General features: G+C 61.5%; 11 protein-coding genes. 6 read left to right on the top strand and 5 right to left on the bottom strand.

Annotation, left to right across the window (positions count from 1 at the left end):
- Positions 1–82 precede the first annotated feature (82 nt).
- Both L6D63_RS00675 and L6D63_RS00670 read left to right on the top strand, forming a co-directional pair.
- The gene (locus L6D63_RS00675) at positions 83–2,569 is read left to right on the top strand and encodes a circularly permuted type 2 ATP-grasp protein (protein ID WP_131670985.1); all 2,487 of its coding nucleotides are present in this window, start codon (positions 83–85) and stop codon (positions 2,567–2,569) included.
- Positions 2,569–3,459, top strand: coding sequence for a transglutaminase family protein (locus L6D63_RS00670; RefSeq protein ID WP_047290992.1), 891 nt, complete (start codon positions 2,569–2,571; stop codon positions 3,457–3,459). Before L6D63_RS00675 ends, L6D63_RS00670 begins: the two co-directional genes overlap by 1 nt.
- Positions 3,460–3,612: 153 nt before the next feature.
- Here the strand turns inward: L6D63_RS00670 and L6D63_RS00665 are convergent, their stop codons facing one another.
- Together L6D63_RS00665 and L6D63_RS00660 are read right to left on the bottom strand one after the other, a co-directional pair.
- Positions 3,613–3,798: a hypothetical protein gene (locus L6D63_RS00665; protein WP_025111839.1), complete on the bottom strand. Its 186-nt coding sequence runs from the start codon at positions 3,796–3,798 to the stop codon at positions 3,613–3,615.
- Between the two features lie 68 nt (positions 3,799–3,866).
- Complete coding sequence (locus L6D63_RS00660; RefSeq protein ID WP_047290993.1) at positions 3,867–4,454, bottom strand: LOG family protein; 588 nt, start codon at positions 4,452–4,454, stop codon at positions 3,867–3,869.
- Positions 4,455–4,794: 340 nt separating this feature from the next.
- Between L6D63_RS00660 and azu the strand changes: the two genes are divergently transcribed.
- Positions 4,795–5,241 (top strand): azurin, encoded by a 447-nt coding sequence (gene azu, locus L6D63_RS00655; RefSeq protein WP_047290994.1) that lies wholly within the window; start codon positions 4,795–4,797, stop codon positions 5,239–5,241.
- 148 nt (positions 5,242–5,389) lie between these two features.
- Here the strand turns inward: azu and nadE are convergent, their stop codons facing one another.
- The 3 genes from nadE to L6D63_RS00640 all read right to left on the bottom strand — a co-directional run bounded on the left by nadE (position 5,390) and on the right by L6D63_RS00640 (position 8,564).
- Positions 5,390–6,217 carry an ammonia-dependent NAD(+) synthetase gene (gene nadE, locus L6D63_RS00650; protein ID WP_047290995.1) on the bottom strand — a complete coding sequence of 276 codons (828 nt, stop codon included), beginning with the start codon at positions 6,215–6,217 and terminating at the stop codon, positions 5,390–5,392.
- A gap of 4 nt (positions 6,218–6,221) precedes the next feature.
- A complete protein-coding gene (pncB, locus tag L6D63_RS00645; protein ID WP_041065644.1) occupies positions 6,222–7,445 on the bottom strand; it encodes a nicotinate phosphoribosyltransferase in 1,224 nt (407 codons plus the stop codon).
- A 213-nt stretch (positions 7,446–7,658) separates the two neighbouring features.
- Positions 7,659–8,564 carry a LysR family transcriptional regulator gene (locus L6D63_RS00640; protein ID WP_041065642.1) on the bottom strand — a complete coding sequence of 302 codons (906 nt, stop codon included), beginning with the start codon at positions 8,562–8,564 and terminating at the stop codon, positions 7,659–7,661.
- Positions 8,565–8,728: 164 nt separating this feature from the next.
- Between L6D63_RS00640 and amaB the strand changes: the two genes are divergently transcribed.
- The 3 genes from amaB to L6D63_RS00625 all read left to right on the top strand — a co-directional run bounded on the left by amaB (position 8,729) and on the right by L6D63_RS00625 (position 13,229).
- On the top strand, positions 8,729–10,219 hold the full coding sequence (gene amaB, locus L6D63_RS00635) for an L-piperidine-6-carboxylate dehydrogenase (RefSeq protein WP_095667679.1): 1,491 nt from the start codon (positions 8,729–8,731) through the stop codon (positions 10,217–10,219).
- A 224-nt stretch (positions 10,220–10,443) separates the two neighbouring features.
- Complete coding sequence (gene amaA / locus L6D63_RS00630; protein WP_131670986.1) at positions 10,444–11,727, top strand: L-pipecolate oxidase; 1,284 nt, start codon at positions 10,444–10,446, stop codon at positions 11,725–11,727.
- A gap of 368 nt (positions 11,728–12,095) precedes the next feature.
- Positions 12,096–13,229, top strand: a complete 1,134-nt coding sequence (locus L6D63_RS00625; protein ID WP_041065631.1) for an ABC transporter substrate-binding protein — start codon at positions 12,096–12,098, stop codon at positions 13,227–13,229.
- Positions 13,230–13,436 lie beyond the last annotated feature (207 nt).

The following is a 13,436-nucleotide window of genomic DNA, read 5'->3' as shown; positions in this document are numbered from 1 at the left end:
CACGACATGCGGATTTTTCGTATATCCGCACGTCATGTGCCTGCGTTAGTCTGACCGTTCCCTGCTGTCTGCCGAGCTTTCCATGCCTGACCTGCTAGACCGCTACCCGCGCACTGCGGGCACTTATCACGAACTGCTGGATGACAGCGGGGAAGTGCGCCCGCACTGGCGGCGGCTGTTCGATCAATTGCAGCGCAGCACCCCGGCGCAACTGGTGCAGCGGCAGGCGTTGCTCGCCCGACAGATTCAGGAAAACGGGGTCACTTATAACGTCTACGCCGATCCGAAGGGCGCTGACCGACCGTGGGAGCTGGACCTGCTGCCGCATGTGATCGCTGCTGATGAATGGCAGCACCTGTCGGCAGGGATTGCCCAGCGTGCGCGTTTGCTCAACGCGGTACTGGCGGATCTGTACGGGCCGCAGCGGCTGATCCGCGAAGGGCTGTTGCCGGCGGAGCTGGTGTTCGGCCACAACAATTTTCTCTGGCCCTGTCAGGGCATCGCGCCACCGGAAGAGGCGTTTCTGCATCTGTATGCCGTGGACCTGGCGCGCACGCCGGACGGGCGCTGGTGGGTTACGGCGGATCGTACCCAGGCCCCCTCGGGCGCCGGTTATGCGCTGGAAAACCGCACCATCGTTTCGCGGGCGTTTCCCGAGCTGTACCGCGATCTGAAAGTGCAGCACCTGGCCGGATTCTTTCGCACCCTGCAGGAAACCCTCGCGCGTCAGGCGCCGTGTGCTGACGACGCGCCGCTGGTGGTGTTGCTCACGCCAGGGCGCTTCAACGAAAGCTACTTCGAACATCTTTATCTGGCGCGTCAGCTCGGTTATCCGCTGGTGGAGGGCGGCGACCTGACGGTGCGCGACGCCACGGTGTACCTGAAAACCCTCAGCGGTCTGCGCCGGGTGCACGCGATCATGCGCCGGCTCGACGATGACTTCTGCGACCCGCTGGAGCTGCGCACCGACTCGGCGCTCGGGGTGCCCGGGTTGCTGGAAGCGGTGCGTCAGGGCCGGGTGCTGGTGGCCAATGCGTTGGGCAGCGGCGTGCTGGAGTCGCCGGGATTACTCGGATTTCTGCCGAAGATCAATCAGTACCTGTTCGGCAAAGAACTGCTGCTGCCGTCCATCGCCACCTGGTGGTGCGGCGAAGCGCCGGTGCTGGCGCAGGCGCTGGAAAAACTGCCGGGGCTGCTGATCAAACCGGCATTTCCCTCACAAAGCTTCGCGCCGGTATTCGGCCGCGATCTGAGTGAACCACAGCGTCAGGCGCTCGCCGAGCGCATGCAGGCGCGGCCATACGCCTACGTCGCGCAAGAGTTGGCGCAGCTGTCCCAGGCGCCGATCTGGCAAGCCGAAGACGGCCAGTTGCAACCGCGAGCCATCGGCATGCGCATGTACGCCGTGGCCAGTCGCGATGGCTATCGCGTGCTGCCCGGTGGCCTGACCCGGGTCGCCGCCGAGGCCGATGCCGAAGTGGTGTCGATGCAGCGCGGCGGGGCGAGCAAGGACACCTGGGTGCTGGGCGAGCGTGCGCCGAGTGGCGAACAATGGAAGACCCAGCGCAACGTCGGCGTACACGATCTGGTGCGCCGCGATCCGTACCTGCCCTCGCGGGTGGTGGAGAACCTGTTCTGGTTCGGCCGTTACTGCGAGCGTTGTGACGACAGTGCGCGACTGCTGCGGATCATGCTCGCGCGGTATGTCGATGGTGATGATCCGCAAGCCTTGCAGGCCGCCGTGGCGCTGGGCGAGCGTCTGATGTTGCTGCCGGAGGAGGGCGAGTTGCCGGAGCGCCTGCTGGCGGCGCTGCTCGGCGAGGACTGGTCGTTCAGCCTGCGCTCCAACCTGCAGCGCTTGCAGTGGGCGGCCTCGCAGGTGCGCGGCAAGCTTTCGCGGGAGAACTGGCAGGCGTTGGTCGAGTTGCAGCGCGAGGCGCTGGAACTGGACACCGAGGAGCCGGACTTCGGCGAGTTGCTGGATTTCCTCAACCGGCTGGTGATGTCACTGGCGGCGTTGTCCGGGTTTGCCCTCGACGACATGACCCGCGACGAAGGTTGGCGCTTTCTGATGATCGGCCGGCGCATCGAACGTTTGCAGTTTCTCAGCAGCAGTCTGGCGGCGTTTCTGCGCGGTGCCGGGGCGTTCGATCAGGCCGGGCTGGAATGGCTGCTGGAACTGGGCAACAGCAGTATCACCTACCGTTCGCGGTACCTGGCGGTGGCGCAGTTGATTCCGGTGCTCGACCTGTTGCTGCTGGATGAGCAGAACCCGCATGCGGTGCTGTTTCAGTTGAAACTGGTGACCCGCACGTTAAAACGCCTGAACGATGATTTCGGTGTGCCTCGTGAGGCCGGGCTGGCGCAATTGGTCGAGCGTCTGGCGCGGTTCGATCTGGGCTGTCTGGAGAACCCGCTGTTCGGGGAGAACAGCGTGCGTGCGGCACTCGACGGTCTGGCGGATCTGCTGCAAGCGATTGCCGAGGCCAGCGCTCAGGTGTCCGATCGTCTGGCGCTGCGCCACTTTGCCCATGTCGATGATGTCAGCCAGCGCACGGTGTCCGTCTGATGAGCGCCCTTTACCAGATCCTCCACGACACCTGTTACCACTACGACAGCCCGGTGTCGCTGGCGCAGCAATTGGCGCACCTGTGGCCGCGTGAGTGCGCATGGCAGCGCTGCACCGAGCAGCAATTGCTGATCAGCCCGCAGCCGACCACGCGGCGGGATGAGCTGGATGTGTTCGGCAATCCGCTGACCCGGCTGGCCTTCGAGCGCCCGCACGACGAGTTGCAGGTCAACGCCCGGCTCACGGTTGAGGTGCTGGCGCGGCCACTGGCGGATTTCAGTCTGTCCCCGGCGTGGGAGCAGACGCGCAACGCGCTGACCTACAGCAGCCAGCCGTTGTCCGCCGAAATGCTGGAGGCTTGTCGCTATCGCTTTCAGTCGCCCTACGTGCATTTGAAGCGCAGCTTCGTCGAATTCTCCGAAAGCTGTTTTCCTCCGGGCAAACCCTTGTTGCTGGGCGTGCAGGCTTTGATGCAGAAGATTTTCAGCGAGTTCACTTTCGACGCCGAGGCGACGCAAGTGGCGACACCGCTGGTCGAGGTGCTGGAGCGCCGGCGTGGCGTTTGTCAGGACTTCGCGCATCTGATGCTCGCTTGCGTGCGCTCGCGAGGGCTGGCAGCGCGCTACATCAGTGGTTATCTGCTGACCCAGCCGCCGCCGGGCCAGCCACGGCTGATCGGCGCTGATGCTTCACATGCGTGGGTGTCGGTGTTCTGTCCGGTATCGGGCTGGGTGGATTTCGATCCGACCAACAACGTGCAGCCGGCGCTGGAGCACATCACCCTGGCGTGGGGCCGGGATTTTTCCGATGTGTCGCCGTTGCGCGGGGTGATTCTGGGGGGCGGTTCGCATGATCCGGAAGTGCGGGTCACGGTGATGCCATTGGAGTAGGGAATTTCACTGGCGGGAGCCAATGTGGCGAGGGAGCTTGCTCCCGCTCGACTGCGAAGCAGTCGCAAAACAATTTGGGGTCGCTGCGCAACCCAGCGGGAGCAAGCTCCCTCACCACAGATCGCTCCCTCCGGGAGCGAATCAGCAATCAGCTCAGGCGTCGGGCGCCTGGTCTTTCGGTGCATCAACATCATCATCGTTGTCAGTCGCCACTTCCCCGTCAGGGTTCAGTGCCGCTTCTTCAGCCATCTGTTTCTTGCGCTGAAGCTTTTCCTCTTTCTTCTGTTCCTTTGCCAGGTCTCGTTGACGTTTGGCGAAGGAGTAATTGGGTTTGGCCATGGGCGATCCTCTGGGGTCGAAGGTGAGGTTGAGCGGCGCGTATTCTGCCCTGTATCGGTGCCTGGCGGTTAGCCGGGTTTTTGGTCGACCCACTTGGGCGTGACGGTCGGCTTCCACTGATCGAGGGCGTCGAGCAGGGTTTGGGGCGATTCGCTCACTTGCAGCATGTCACGGTGTGGCGCGCGAACGAAGCCTTCGCCGACGATATGGTCGAGAAAAGCCGTGAGTTTGCTGTAAAAACCGTTCACTTCCAGCAGCCCCAGCGGTTTGCCGTGGTAGCCGAGCTGACCCCAGGTCCAGACTTCGAACAGCTCTTCCAGCGTGCCGAGGCCGCCGGGCAACGCGATGAACGCATCGCTCAGCTCGGCCATGCGCGCCTTGCGCGCGTGCATGCCATCGACCACTTCGAGACGGGTCAGGCTTTTGTGGCCGATTTCCTTGTCCATCAGGCTTTGCGGAATGATCCCGATCACTTCGCCGCCAGCGGCCAGCGCGGCGTCCGCCACCAGGCCCATCAGGCCCACGGCGCCACCGCCGTAAACCAGCGTCAGATGACGCTCGGCCAGCGCGCGGCCAAGGGCCTTGGCGGCTTCGGTGTAAGCCGGATCAGTGCCGGCGTTGGCACCGCAAAAAACACAAACGGATGTGAGAGACATGCCTTCCTCCTGGGTCAATCCGTCACAGGGTAATGGCTGGCACGCCTTGATCCAAGGACTAAACTTCGCGTTCCGGTGATTCAAAGGTACCGCTGGCGCCACAGGCGTAGGCGGCGAGCAAACTGCACAACAGACCGTTAAAGAACATGACAGGCACTCCGTTTCAGTAGATGCGCCGATCATAGGCCCGGCCGGAAAATCTGGCCGGTAGATTGTTTCGATGAGTGTCATAGCCTGAAAGTTGTATACAATTTTTGACTCAAGTCATAGGAACTTGCGAAGATTTCAGGCAGTCTTTCCATCATTCGTGTTTTTGTTAACCCTGCCTTGGAGATTCACCATGTTTTCCAAAGTTGTTGCGGTATCCCTGCTGGCGCTGGCCAGCAGCCAATTGATGGCTGCCGAGTGCAAAACCACCGTTGATTCCACCGATCAGATGTCCTTCAACACCCAGTCGATCGTGATCGACAAGAGCTGCAAGACGTTCACCGTTGAACTGACCCACTCCGGCAGCCTGCCGAAGAACGTCATGGGTCATAACCTGGTGGTCAGCAAAACCGCTGACATGCAGCCGATCGCCACCGACGGCCTGGCCGCTGGCATCGATAAGAACTATCTGAAAGACGGCGACGAGCGCGTTATCGCTCACACCAAGATCATCGGTGCCGGCGAGAAAGACTCGCTGACCATCGACGTATCGAAGCTGACCGCAGGCACTGACTACGGCTTCTTCTGCTCGTTCCCGGGCCACATCTCGATGATGAAAGGCACCATTGCCGTGAAGTAATGGCTGCAGGCACAAAAAAAGCGTCCCTCGGGACGCTTTTTTTGTTTTCTGTAGGAGCTGCCGCAGGCTGCGATCTTTTGAGGTTGTTTTTGATGATCAAAAGATCGCAGCCTCGTTTCACTCGACAGCTCCTACAGGGGTTTTCAACTTACGGCGCAAACGGCATGACCCGTTTGTGATGGGTCTTGTTGTAGGTGTTGACGATGATGTCGAACGCTTCCTGACGTACCGGCTCGCCGTGCAGGAAGGCGTCGATCTCGGCGTAGGTCACGCCGTGGGACGCTTCGTCCGGTTTGCCCGGCGACAGGTCTTCCAGATCCGCGGTCGGCACTTTTTCCACCAGCGATTCAGGCGCGCCGAAGCTGCGGGCAATCGCCCGGACCTGGTTTTTCACCAGACCGCTGAGCGGGGCCAGGTCGCAGGCGCCGTCGCCGAACTTGGTGAAGAAGCCCATCACCGCTTCCGCCGCGTGGTCGGTGCCGATCACCAGCCCGTGGGCCGCGCCGGCGATGGTGTACTGGGCGACCATGCGCATCCGCGCCTTGGTGTTGCCGAGCACGAAATCCACCGACACCGCGTGTTTGCCTTCGAACGCCGCCACTTCACTGGCCAGCGACTTCACTGCCGGGCCGATGTTGACCGTGTGGCGCTCGTCCGGGGCGATGAAATCCACCGAAGCCTGGGCGTCGTGTTCATCGAACTGGGTTTCGTACGGCAGGCGCACGGCAATGAACTTGTAGGCGTTGTCGCCAGTGCGCTCGCGCAGCTCACGCATGGCACGCTGGGCCAAGAGACCGGCGGTCAGCGAGTCGACACCGCCGCTGATGCCCAGCACCAGGGTCTTGAGGCCGGAATTGACCAGGCAATCCTGGATAAAGGTGATGCGTCGGGCGACTTCCGCTTCGAGGGCCTGATGCCCGGCGAATGGCGGTTGCACCTTGAGCTGTTCAGCAATCTCACGCTGTACGGCTTGCATGAATTCACTCCTTGCTAGATAGGCTGGAAACGGCAGGAACCTGGAACACATGTCGCAAATAGGCGACGAAATTCGGGTCTTTACAGTGAGTCTTGCCGGGCTCGTCGGAGATCTTCGCCACCGGCTGGCCGTTACAGGCGGTCATTTTAAGCACGATGCTCATCGGTTCGACACCCGGAATGTCACAGGTCAGGTTGGTGCCGATGCCAAAGCTGACGTTGATCCGCCCGTGCAGCGCGCGAAAGATCTCCAGCGACTTGGGCAGGGTCAGGCTGTCGGAGAACACCAGAGTCTTGCTCATCGGGTCGATGCCGAGCTTGTGGTAGTGAGCGATGCATTTTTCGCCCCACTGCACCGGATCCCCGGAGTCGTGGCGCAGACCATCGAAGAGCTTGGCAAAGAACAGGTCGAAGTCGCCGAGGAAGGCGTCGGTGGTGATGCAGTCGGTGAGCGCAATCCCGAGCAAACCACGGTACTCACGCACCCAGCAGTCGAGGGCGGCGATCTGGCTGTCGATCAGCCGCGGGCCGAGTTGCTGGTGGGCCATGATCCATTCATGGGCCATGGTGCCCAGCGGTTTCATGTCCAGTTCGCGGGACAAGTGCACGTTGCTGGTGCCGACGAAGCGCCCGGGGAAATCGTGCTTGAGCACGTTCACCACTTCTTCCTGCACGCGATACGAAAAACGCCGACGGGTGCCGAAATCGGCGACCTGCAATTGCGCCAGTTCGTCGGCCGAGGCGTTGGCGCTGAGCCAGTCGAACTTGCGATACAGCTGCTCACGCGCCTGCACCAGTTCGATTTCACGGTAGCGATAGCGGTTGCGCACTTCGCTGACGATCGCCAGCAGCGGCACTTCGTACAGGATCACATGCAGCCACGGGCCGCGCAGACGAATGAACAACTCGCCGTTCTCGATGCCGGTGTGCAAATAGCGCAGGTTGAAACGGAACAGACCGAGAAAGCGCAGGAAATCCGGTTTCAGAAAGGTGATGCGCTCGAGAAAGCTCAACTGGTCGGCGCTCAGGCTCAGCTCGGCCAGACGCTCGATCTGGTAGCGGATTTCGGCCAGATACGGCCGCAGATCCTCACTGTTACGGCAACGAAACTCCCATTCGACTTCGACGTTGGGGTAGTTGTGCAGCACCGCCTGCATCATCGTCAGTTTGTAGAAGTCGGTGTCGAGCAGGTTCTGCACGATGCGATCGGCAAACACACTCTCGCTCATAAACGGGGTCTCCAGGTGCACCGCGCAAGGCGCGGGATCAATCAATGACGCTAGTGGCGCATATCAGCAGTGGGGATTGCCAGCAATTTTTGGCCTGTAGTGGATTTTGCTTAATGTAGGAGCTGCCGAAGGCTGCGATCTTTTGATCCTGAAAAACAAGATCAAAAGATCGTCCGATCGCGGCCCGAGCCTTCGGCAGCTCCTACTGGAGAATCAGTGGTCGTCGGGGCTATCGATCTGCTCCAGCATCCACTTCACAAAATCGCGCACCTTCGGCACTTCCGCCGCATGCTCCGGATAGGCCAGGTAATAGGCGTCGGAACTGGGCATGGCATGCTGCCAGGGAATGACCAGTTTGCCGTCGGCCAATTCCTCTTCCACCAGAAACCGTGGCAGCAGCGCCACGCCGCAGCCGACCTGGGCGGCGCGGATGCACATGTAAAAGGTTTCGAAACGTGGCCCGTGATAGCTGTGTTCGGTGTGGTAACCCTGACTGTCGAACCAATCATGCCAGGCCTGTGGCCGCGAGGCGTTTTGCAACAGCACCAGATCGGTCAGTTGCGTCGGGTCGGTGAAGGGCTGATCCGGCAGGCTGCCGGGCGCGCAGACCGGCACCAGCTCTTCGCCGAACAGCTTCAGGCATTCGGTGCCGGGGCGCGAACCCTGGCCGAAATAGAACGCCAGATCGCTGCGCCCCTGCAGCAAGTCATCTGCCTCCTGCTCGTTGCACAGGTCGAGATGGATCGACGGATGGCGCAGACGCCAGCCTTTCAGACGCGGAACCAGCCAGCGCGCGCCGAAGGTCGAAGGCGTAGAAACGCGCAGGACTTCGGTCTCGCCGCCGTAGGAACGCAGGTAATGCGTGGACATTTCCACCTGAGTGAGGATTTTTCGGACTTCCACCAGGTACAAATCCCCGGCTGGGGTCATCTGCAAACGCCGACGCACCCGGCGGAAAAGCAAGTGCTGCAACAATTCCTCAAGCTGTGCCACTTGCTTGCTGACAGCGCTCTGGGTCAGGTTCAGCTCTTCGGCGGCCCGGGTGAAGCTCAGGTGCCGGGTCACGGCCTCGAAGCACTGCAGCGCGGTGATCGACGGCAGGTGGCGTTTGTTCAGCATGGGTGATCCTTTTTCTTGTCTTTCTATGCGCAGCATGAATAAACGGAATGATATCTCGCGTAAAGGTCGTTTGTTGCCTTGCCTTCGGGAAGCTACAACTAAAGGCCTGCCCGGTCGTGAACATTCGGCCGCACACATTCAGTTTTTCGCTTGAGGAGTGACCCATGGTTGCCGCATTGCTTGATCGTCTTGGTGTGAACCCGGCCCTGTACCAGAACGGCAAAGTGCCGGTGCATTCGCCCATCGACGGCAGCCGCATCGCCGCCGTGAATTGGGAAGGCCCGGCCGAAGTCGAGCAGCACATCAGTCGCGCAGATCATGCGTTCGAGCAGTGGCGCAAGGTGCCGGCCCCGCGTCGCGGTGAGCTGGTGCGTCAATTCGGCGAAGTGCTGCGCGAATACAAGGCCGACCTCGGCGAGCTGGTGTCGTGGGAAGCGGGCAAGATCACCCAGGAAGGCCTCGGTGAAGTGCAGGAGATGATCGACATCTGCGACTTCGCCGTCGGCCTGTCGCGTCAACTGTACGGCTTGACCATCGCCTCGGAGCGCCCGGGCCACCACATGCGTGAAACCTGGCATCCGCTGGGCGTGGTCGGCGTGATCAGTGCGTTCAACTTCCCGGTCGCAGTGTGGGCGTGGAACACCACGCTGGCGCTGGTCTGCGGCAACCCGGTGGTGTGGAAACCGTCGGAGAAGACGCCGCTGACCGCACTGGCTTGCCAGGCATTGTTCGATCGTGTGGTGAAGAATTTCACCGATGCGCCGGCGCACCTGTGCCAGGTGATCATCGGTGGTCGTGACGCTGGCGAAGCACTGGTGGATGACCCGCGTGTCGCGCTGATCAGCGCCACCGGCAGCACCCGCATGGGCCGCGAAGTGGCGCCGAAAGTCGCCGCGCGTTTCGCCCGCAGCATTCTTGAGCTGGGCGGCAACAATGCGATGATCCTCGGCCCGAGCGCCGATCTGGACATGGCCGTGCGCGCCATCCTGTTCAGCGCGGTCGGCACCGCCGGTCAGCGTTGCACCACCCTGCGTCGCCTGATTGCCCATGAGTCGGTGAAGGAAGAAATCGTCACCCGCCTCAAAGCCGCGTACGCCAAGGTGCGCATCGGCCATCCGCTGGAAGGCAATCTGGTCGGCCCGCTGATCGACAAACACAGCTACGAAAACATGCAAGACGCGCTGGAACAGGCACTGAGCGAGGGCGGGCGGGTATTCGGCGGCAAGCGTCAGCTCGAGGAGCAGTTCCCCAACGCCTACTACGTGTCGCCGGCCATTGTCGAAATGCCGGAACAGAGCGACGTGGTCTGCAGCGAAACCTTCGCGCCGATTCTCTATGTGGTCGGCTACAGCGACTTCCAGGAAGCGCTACGCCTGAACAACGCGGTACCGCAAGGCCTGTCGTCGTGCATCTTCACCACCGACGTGCGCGAGGCCGAGCAGTTCATGTCGGCGGTCGGCAGTGACTGCGGCATCGCCAACGTCAACATCGGCCCGAGCGGCGCGGAAATCGGCGGCGCATTCGGTGGCGAGAAAGAGACCGGTGGCGGTCGTGAATCGGGTTCCGACGCCTGGCGCGCGTACATGCGTCGGCAGACCAATACCGTGAACTACTCGCTGGAGTTGCCGCTGGCGCAGGGGATTACCTTCGACTGAGTTTGGAATGACGCAGATCCTGGGAGCGGGCTTTTGTGGAGAGGGGATTTATCCCCGATGGGCTGCGCAGCGGCCCCAAAACATGCAATCGCGGAGTTTCAGATACACCGCATGCACTGGTTTTACGGTTGCTATGCAACCGATCGGGGATAAATCCCCTCGCCACAGGGCTTTATCCCACAGGATCAGCAGTGTGTTTGGCAGGTTTCTGTTGGAGTCTGGCAATGCCGTTACGCGAAGAATGTCTGTGGGAAAAACTCACGCCGCAGCGCCCGGATAACGCCGCGCTGCGGGGCGAGGTCAAAGTCGATGTCTGCGTGATCGGCGCCGGGTTTACCGGGTTGTCGGCGGCGCTGCATCTGTTGGAAAAAGGCAAAAGCGTCTGCGTGCTGGAAGCGCATCGCGCAGGTCACGGCGGCTCCGGGCGCAACGTCGGGCTGGTCAACGCCGGCATGTGGATCCCGCCGGACGAGATCGAGGCCGGGTTCGGCGAAGCGGTCGGCAGTCAGCTCAACCGCATGCTCGGGGCGGCGCCGGCGCTGGTGTTCAGCCTTGTGGATAGATACAACATCGATTGCCAGTTGCGCCGCGAAGGCACCCTGCACATGGCGCACAACGCCAAGGGCGAAGCGGATCTGCGCAGTCGCGAGCAACAATGGAAGCGTCGCGGGGCGCCCGTCGAGTTGCTCACCGGCAAGGCCTGCGAGCAAGCCACCGGTACGCAAAAGATCGCTGCCGCGCTGCTCGACCGCCGCGCCGGCACGCTCAACCCGATGGCCTATGTCACCGGACTGGCCAACGCGGTGAAAGGGCTGGGCGGGCAGATGTTCGATCATTCGCCGGTGAGCCGTCTCGAGCGCGTGGGCCAGCAATGGTCAGTGCAGACCGAGCACGGTTCGGTGCTCGCCGAGCAAGTGGTGATCGCCTCCAACGCCTACACCGAGGGCGACTGGACCGAACTCAAGCGCAACTTCTTCCCCGGTTACTACTATCAGGTCGCCTCGGTGCCGCTGACCGAAGACGCCGCCCATGACATCCTCCCCGGCGGGCAAGGCTCGTGGGACACGCGGCAGGTATTGAGCAGCATTCGCCGCGACAAGGATGGCCGGTTGTTGCTCGGCAGTCTGGGCAACGGCAACCAGAAACCGGCGTGGTTCCTCAAGGCCTGGGCCGATCGGGTGCAGCAGCATTACTTCCCCAACCTGAATCCGGTGGAGTGGGAGTGCACCTGGACCGGGCGCATCGCCTTTACCCCCGATCACCTGATGCGGCTGTTCGAGCCGGCGCCGGGACTGGTGGCCGTCACCGGTTACAACGGTCGCGGCGTGACCACTGGCACTGTGGTCGGCAAAGCCTTCGCCGACTATCTGTGTAACGGAAATCCTCAAGCCTTGCCGATCCCCTTCGCACCGATGCAGCCCCTGGCCGGTGTCGGCCTGCGCAGTTGCCTGTACGAGGCCGGGTTCTCGCTGTATCACGCGGGCCAGTGCCTGCGCATCGTCATCTGAGTGTTGAAATATGTTGCTTAACACGGCGCTTTTGCGCGTAGCGACTAGCCTGTAATGGTGCGGGTTGTAGCAGTCCCGCACCAGCAGTGTGCAGTTCGGTGACGCGAGCTGTTACAGGCTGGTTGCACGTCGTTTGGTGCCGCGGTTGCAATGATGGCGCAAGCGGGTTGCGCCTGAGATTTAAAAAGGTTTCACCTTCCGCGGTTTAGACGGTTGCACGCCCAATGAAAATGGGAACGAAACAGTCGAAATAACAAGAAAGCAGCGACTTTTTGAAGAATAAAAAACCGATGGCACGGCGCTTGCTCAGAGCATTCAGTGAAGTGAAGTCGCAGTGCCAACTAAAAAAAACCTTGGAGCACCACCTCATGTCCCAGACGTTTTACAAGAAAGGCTTTCTGGCCCTCGCAGTGGCTACTGCGCTGGGTGTTTCTGCGTTTGCTCAAGCTGATGTGAAAATCGGTGTAGCGGGTCCAATGACTGGCGCCAACGCGGCATTTGGCGAGCAGTACATGAAGGGTGCACAGGCGGCGGCGGACGCGGTCAACGCGGCGGGTGGCGTCAACGGCGAGAAAATCGTACTGGTCAAGGGCGATGATGCCTGCGAACCGAAACAGGCAGTAACGGTTGCGAAGGATCTGGTCAACCAGAAGGTGGCCGGTGTGGTCGGTCACTTCTGCTCTTCCTCCACCATTCCAGCGTCGGAAATCTACGACGAAGCCGGCGTTATCGCGATCACCCCGGGTTCCACCAACCCGCAAGTGACCGAGCGCGGCCTGAGCGCCATGTTCCGTATGTGCGGGCGTGATGACCAGCAAGGCATCGTCGCGGGCGATTACATTGTCGATGTGCTCAAGGGCAAGAAAGTCGCCGTACTGCACGACAAGGACACCTACGGTCAGGGCCTGGCCGATGCGACCAAGGCTCAACTGGAAAAGCGTGGCGTGAAGCCGGTGCTGTATGAAGGCCTGACCCGTGGCGAGAAAGACTTCAGCGCCGTGGTCACCAAGATCCGTGCGGCCGGTGCCGACGTGGTCTACTTCGGCGGCCTGCACCCGGAAGCCGGGCCGCTGGTCAAGCAACTGCGCACCGAAGGCCTGAAAGACGTGAAGTTCATGTCTGACGACGGCATCGTCACCGACGAACTGGTGACCACCGCCGGTGGCCCGCAATACGTTGACGGTGTGCTGATGACCTTCGGCGCCGACCCACGTCTGCTGCCAGACAGCAAGACCGTGGTCGATGCGTTCCGCAAGGCCGGCACCGAACCTGAAGGCTACACCCTTTACGCCTACGCGTCGGTTCAGACCCTGGCGGCCGCCTTCAACGGCGCCAAATCCAACAGTGGCGAAAAAGCCGCCGAATGGCTCAAGGCCAACCCGGTGAAAACCGTGATGGGTGAGAAGGCCTGGGACAAGAAAGGCGACCTGAAAGTGTCCGACTACGTGGTTTACCAGTGGGACGCGAGTGGCAAATACCATCAGCTGGAAAAACAGAAGTAAGGGCTGACGCGATCAGCTTGACCCCCACCAATACCTGTGGGAGCGGGCTTGCCCGCGATGGCGTCAGATCAGTCGACACACAGGTTGGCTGATCCGCCGCTATCGCTGGCAAGCCAGCTCCCACAGGAGATCGGTGGGTCTGGGCTTATCGCGCTCTGACATTGCTCCGACGTAAATCTGTATTTTTCCTAGAAGAACCGCCCGCCC

Source organism: Pseudomonas parakoreensis (assembly GCF_021602155.1).
GTDB lineage: Bacteria > Pseudomonadota > Gammaproteobacteria > Pseudomonadales > Pseudomonadaceae > Aquipseudomonas > Aquipseudomonas parakoreensis.
Note: the sequence above shows the minus strand (reverse complement) of the source record. Positions and strands in the feature narration are given on the sequence as shown.